At 34.3% G+C, this 4,962-nt stretch carries 6 protein-coding genes; all 6 read right to left on the bottom strand.

Annotated features, from left to right (window positions below):
• Window positions 1–15 precede the first annotated feature (15 nt).
• On the bottom strand, window positions 16–342 hold the full coding sequence (locus ACXAC1_RS20190; protein WP_475064030.1) for a hypothetical protein: 327 nt from the start codon (window positions 340–342) through the stop codon (window positions 16–18).
• Complete coding sequence (locus ACXAC1_RS20185) at window positions 327–1,880, bottom strand: BglG family transcription antiterminator (protein ID WP_475064028.1); 1,554 nt, start codon at window positions 1,878–1,880, stop codon at window positions 327–329. Before ACXAC1_RS20185 ends, ACXAC1_RS20190 begins: the two co-directional genes overlap by 16 nt.
• Window positions 1,881–2,521: 641 nt before the next feature.
• The gene (locus tag ACXAC1_RS20180; RefSeq protein ID WP_475064027.1) at window positions 2,522–3,001 is read right to left on the bottom strand and encodes a hypothetical protein; all 480 of its coding nucleotides are present in this window, start codon (window positions 2,999–3,001) and stop codon (window positions 2,522–2,524) included.
• A 160-nt stretch (window positions 3,002–3,161) separates the two neighbouring features.
• Window positions 3,162–4,424 (bottom strand): methyl-accepting chemotaxis protein, encoded by a 1,263-nt coding sequence (locus ACXAC1_RS20175; RefSeq protein ID WP_475064025.1) that lies wholly within the window; start codon window positions 4,422–4,424, stop codon window positions 3,162–3,164.
• Window positions 4,425–4,430: 6 nt separating this feature from the next.
• Window positions 4,431–4,817, bottom strand: coding sequence for a hypothetical protein (locus ACXAC1_RS20170; RefSeq protein ID WP_073005783.1), 387 nt, complete (start codon window positions 4,815–4,817; stop codon window positions 4,431–4,433).
• Window positions 4,799–4,962 (bottom strand): carboxymuconolactone decarboxylase family protein (locus ACXAC1_RS20165; protein WP_475064032.1); only part of this gene is annotated, 164 nt, incomplete at its 5' end. The genes ACXAC1_RS20170 and ACXAC1_RS20165, both read right to left, overlap by 19 nt.

The following is a 4,962-nucleotide window of genomic DNA, read 5'->3' as shown; positions in this document are numbered from 1 at the left end:
TGTTTTACCTGTACTTCATTCATCATTGCTAAGGTTAAGTTCCTCGTGCAGTGTCAAGAGATCAGCACCTTCAACCGCTTGCAGCATGTCATCTATATAATGTTGATTAATAAACCCTTCTTTTACTAAAGGTTGAGCTGCACAAGTAATTGCCTGCTGCCATGTAGAAATACTAGTTTGCAATTGAACATGATGAATAGGCAATAACTGTTGTAAACTTTGCTTTTGATGATTCCTAACTATCTGTTCAGGAGTATACAAAAATCTCCTTAATTCTTTTCGCAGCTCATCTTCTTTCTGAATAGTAGCATAGCGATGAACGATGTCTAAAAGCGTTTCCACGGAGTATTCTCTTGTCGAGCATTGATGGAAAATAAACTATTAACGTTTTTCAACAACTGTTCTTTCTCATCATTGCTTAATACAGGGCTAACAACAAACACAGGTACACCTCGATCTGGAAGACCTATGGTTGAAACAATAAAATCAACAGCCAAATTCATTTGTTGATATTCTCTTAATGAAGTTACACCTTGAAATTCAACATTCGAAAACAGTGATAATAATTGACTCTCTAGTAATTTGGAGGTTCCTAAACCATTCGTACAAACGATTAATAAACGCTTAGGTTTATCTTCAAGAACAACCCCTTCCCTTCGAAGCCATCCGCCAAAATGAGTAGCAATAAAAGCGATCTCATTGTCATCTACTACTTTTTCAATAAGCTCTTCAAAATGTTTCATCACTTGCTTTGTAATTTGAAAAACTTCTGGATATGTCTGTTTAACCGAATCCAGCAATGTATTTTCTAATTTAATTCCATACATAATTCGATAATATGCAGGTTTTAGATGAAGGAGCAAATTATCCATAATCTGTTTCGGTTCATCAAATTCCACTGCCGCATATAGTTGAAAATCATTGACCATTTTTTCAACTACATCTATTAATGACTTCATAACGCTATCTTCTTTATTTGGCGTCAAATCATAATTCACTTTCGCACTGAGTAAATATTTAGCGAAATAATAACTCTCTTTTTTCTTATCTGTGCCATCTATATCGTTTGCTAATAATTCTTGACATAGCGTTTGTACACCTGCGTAAACATCCGTTGTCTCAATAATTTCCTTCTCGATAGGATCTATTTGGACAATAGCCTCTTGTTCCACTCGCTTTATAAAACAATGAAACCAGAGTACTAAACTGTTTAGCACGTCATCAATAATTTCAATTTTAAATCGTTGCTCATATTTAATGAGATGACGGTGAATATGCTGCAGGACTTTCACATTAAATATAGTGTACGTTGGTGGCAGGTCTTTTTCATGTGCATGTGGATAATGTAATAGGCTGTACCAATTGTCCATTGGAGTAACAACAGAAAGATATTGAGTAATTGTTTTTCTAACGTCTATTTCTTCTCCTATAATATGGTACCCTTGTCTTCGGTTAGTATGCATTTGTAATTGCTCAAGTTGAATTTCGTTTTTTAATGCCTTTATATCTTCTAATACTGTATTTCTACTTACTTGAAAAAGGTTTTGAAAATCTTCAAGAAAATAAGTTTTAGAACTGCATGTAATATGCAAATATATCCATGCTTTGCGTTCTTCTTTTGTATACTCATAATAATGAGCTTGAACGAGCGAATCCGTTTGACTTAGAGCTTCTTTTGTACTTGCCTCTAGATAAAAGCCCTCTGCTCTCACTTGTTTCACGATCTCCAACTTTTGCTTTTTAAGCCAATCATTGATTTTTACTATATCGTTATAAATCGTTCTTCTCGAAACGTGAAATGCTTTCGCCAGCTGTTCACTTGAAAGATATCCTTCTTGTTCAATTAACATATTGAGTACTGCCATACTACGTTGGTTCATGAATTTACCACCTGCCATTTTATGAATTAGTAGTATGTCTTAACTTTATTATAAGCGAACATTTCTATTCCCATAAGACCAAAAATATCACAGGGGTTTGTGCAATAAATGGGCGGAGGTCAATTTAGTTTTCAAATGAAGGGAAAGATGAAGGCTTGCCGAAGGGCGGGGGGTCTACTCCTGTTACAGGAGCATGATTCCTAAAAACTTTAGTTGATTTGCTCCGCTCGCTACGTTTATCTTTTAAAAAAGGCGAGGCTTTTTTAAGTGCGTCAATAACCGATTTAAATTCCTTTTATCACCATAAATAAAATAATGCATCTTAAAACGAGCAATCTCATATAGAAAAAGGAGCTGTCAGCAAATGCATAATATGCATTTTGCGACAGCCCCTTTTTTCGTAAATCGGGACATCAAAAGATGTACATACTGTAACCATTTAATAACACACCCGCATATTCAGTGGTTCTTTTAGATTGAGGCCGGCAACAAAGGCTTTCAGTCGCGGAGCAAACCACCGTTTTACACACTGGTGATTTTGATTATTTTCAGTTGCTAAAAAGAAGCAATTGTTGATAAAATGAATGCTGTGATTATTGAAATGCTATCATGGCTTAACCTGAAAAATAAAGATGATAAATCTATTCATTATATAATGACATAAGATAATCATATATTTCATTATTGTCATCTAAAACCTTATAAATCTTATGGTTATTTGGGGTAGGCACTACAATATATTCTTTCGCTATTTTGTACTGTTGTTCCGCTCCATCTTCAAAACGGATAAATAAATAAAAAACGCTATTTGTATTATCCTCAATTCTTCCGCCATTATAAATACGAAGATCACTATTTAATATCTGATAAATTTCATCTTCATTGTCTAAGGTTAACATGCTATCATTCTCAGGTGCAATATAATCAAAGTCTTCGGTTACTATACCACTCTGTCGAATCTCTATTCTATTTACTTGTTCAAATTTTTCCTCATTTGTAAGGTTATCTTTAAATACATTCACAAATGTAGTTGGCAATGACGTTAGTGATATATTAAAATACCAAATAACAAAAAATACCATTAACATGATACCAATCAATACGTATTTGTGTTTTGACATTAAATTCCCCTTTGAACAATTAATTTAATTATTACTGCCTATCTTAGCTAAATTACCCAAATAAAACAATAACAAATGGAAAATTTCACATAAGAAAGATAAAAATCACTAGCTAATTTAGTAATACAAGCTGGCTCCCATTACGTTTAATTAAAAAATCCTATTTATTGAACTCATTATCGACTTGATCATTTAATTTCGTCGATATATCAGCTAGTAATGAGGCTGAAGAAGATACTTCCTGCATAGACGCATTTAGTTCCTCAACGACCGCTACAATATTTTGTAGATTAGCTGTCGATTGACTTGCAACACTAGATACATCTTCCATAGATGAAGTAACGCCATTCATATTTTCCTTTACCTCATGAACAGCTTCTGATAAGTCTTGAATAAATTCATCAACTACATCCACATCTTGAGAAATAAGCTGAAACACTTGAGAAATTTCACCATTTCTGGATACACCTTGTTTAATCGTATTTCCACTTTCCTGAATGACATGAATAACTTCTTTTGTTCCACCTTGAATTTCATCAATTAGATGCTGTGTTTTAGCTGTTGCTGCATTTGTTTGCTCTGCTAATTTGCGAACTTCTTCAGCAACTACAGAGAACCCTTTCCCATGCTCACCCGCACGCGCAGCCTCAATTGCAGCATTTAAAGAAAGCAGATTCGTTTGATTCGATATATCCGTTATAAGCGACAATATTTCTCCGACCTGATTCATTTTTTCTTTTAAATCATTGACGACGTGAATAGAATCATCCACTTGCTTCGCTATCTCATCCATTTGCTCGGTAGCACTAAAAACAACATCACTTCCGTTTTTCGCATTTTTCTTAGCCGTTTTCGACGTCTCTTTTACAAATTTCGTACTTTCATCTATTTCCGTTAACGTAAAAAAGACTTGCGATGAAGCATCATTAATCGTTTGAATAGATTGTGTTTGCATATCGGCTCCAGAAGCTAATTCTTGAATGGACGCAGAGATTTCGCCTGTTGCTTTCGTCGTCTCTTCCGTTGTAGACATCAATTGCTGCGAAGATGCAGCTGTTTGTTCAACTAACTCCATTACTTGTCGATCTTGTTCATTTACTGAATTAATCTCTGTATTCATTATCCACTCCTTCACCCACTTATACACAGGATGGTGGAGAAAATCATCTCCGCTAACATCTATATCTTTTACATTTTGTTTAAACGGAGAAAACAGAAAATGTCCATACATATAGGCAAAGCACAGGGAGAGTAAACTTGCAATAGACAGCCCGATTATTGCAGAAATAGATTTTAAACTAATATCTGAGATAATGAATATGAAAATTGTAACCAAAGGTATAAAGGTAATAATTAAAGTAAATAAAAATAAATACAATAATAATGTTTGATAAACCGTTAAGCTTCTTCCTACTTTTTTCATCTCTTTTCATCCTTCATTTATTTTGAATTCTGGAATACCCATGAACTCCAGTGCTTCATCTAATTTCGTAAAAGCTCGTATGGAGTCATATGTGCCTGCTGTTCTAGATAAGCGATTCAACTGCATTTTTAGCGCCACACTTGGTGCTACAGTAGCGTTTTTCTCAATATTACTGCTTACCCATTCCATAAATTTCCCCCATACCATATTTACCTCTGGCTTAGCTACACCTATAATCTTGCTATTATCATTAAGGAATTTTTTTATTTCGGGTTTTTGTAAAACCTCTTTTACTGCATTTGCATGCTTCTCAGCTTCCTCTTTCGTCCCAGCCATTTCAAAGTAGTTAAAATATAGTACATCTTTATACACTTTCATTTCATACTTAGCCATTGTTCTTCTCCCTTTTCTTCAACTACTGATTTAAAAATATGCAATGCATGAATTGCCTTTGGAAATCCTGCATAAGCACTACAATGATTTATTAATTCTAAAATTTCCGACCGATGAACACCTACGTTTAGCGCTGCATGGAAAT

Source organism: Marinomonas sp. AWM4_232, from assembly GCF_056158325.1.
This window is presented reverse-complemented; position numbering and strand designations above follow the sequence as displayed.